Origin of the sequence: Protofrankia sp. Cr1 (assembly GCF_963555865.1) — a bacterium.
In the GTDB taxonomy this organism is placed as follows: Bacteria; Actinomycetota; Actinomycetes; order Frankiales; family Frankiaceae; genus Protofrankia.
In genome coordinates this window covers 1,990-2,559 of record NZ_CAUVXO010000531.1, presented here as the reverse complement: position 1 = coordinate 2,559, position 570 = coordinate 1,990, and the positions used below count along the sequence as shown (strand labels likewise).

Here is a 570-nt window from a genome sequence, read left to right as displayed (position 1 = left end):
CCGGCCGGAACACGAGCGTCACATCAACATCGCCGAACGCCTCGGCAAACCCGACCCCGTCCGGCAGCGACGCCCAGGCGCGCATCACCTCCACTGGCCGGTCTGCCGGATGAATCGTGATCGAGCATGCGCCCCCGTCTGATACGACCCGGGGTGTCCGTCGCTGGTCATCGGCCGCCGGCCCGATGTGCCGACCGTGCCAGCGCCGCACCCAGGAGCACCCGCCCGGCCGCGGGAGCCGTAGCGGTGTCTACGAAGAAGAACAACGGGCACACCTGATAGTCGTCCCAGCCGCTCTCCACCGCGAACAGCTCCACCGCGAACAGCTCCGCCGCCGCAGGCGAATCAAACGTGATCGTGGTGTCGCGGACCCGCCGTTCCTCCCCTGGCTCGAACCGCACCACGCCGTAGAGCACGGGTATCCGTCCGTCCCCGCCGTCATCCGTCGCGCCTGTTTCGGCCATCGAACCCCACCGTCCCATCCCGTCGTTGGTTGGACGCCGGCCCGGCCCCGCGGAGACGACGCGCTCAACACGGAGCCGGGCCGGTTGCATCACAGGCTTGCGGGTC

At 69.8% G+C, this 570-nt stretch carries 1 protein-coding gene and 1 pseudogene; both read right to left on the bottom strand.

Annotated features, from left to right (window positions below):
• A pseudogene (locus U9980_RS28785) lies at nt 1–211 on the bottom strand (hypothetical protein); the annotation flags it as partial.
• Nucleotides 168–570: hypothetical protein (locus tag U9980_RS25250; protein ID WP_322770215.1), on the bottom strand; the 403-nt coding region annotated here is incomplete at its 5' end. The gene U9980_RS25250 and the pseudogene U9980_RS28785, both read right to left, overlap by 44 nt.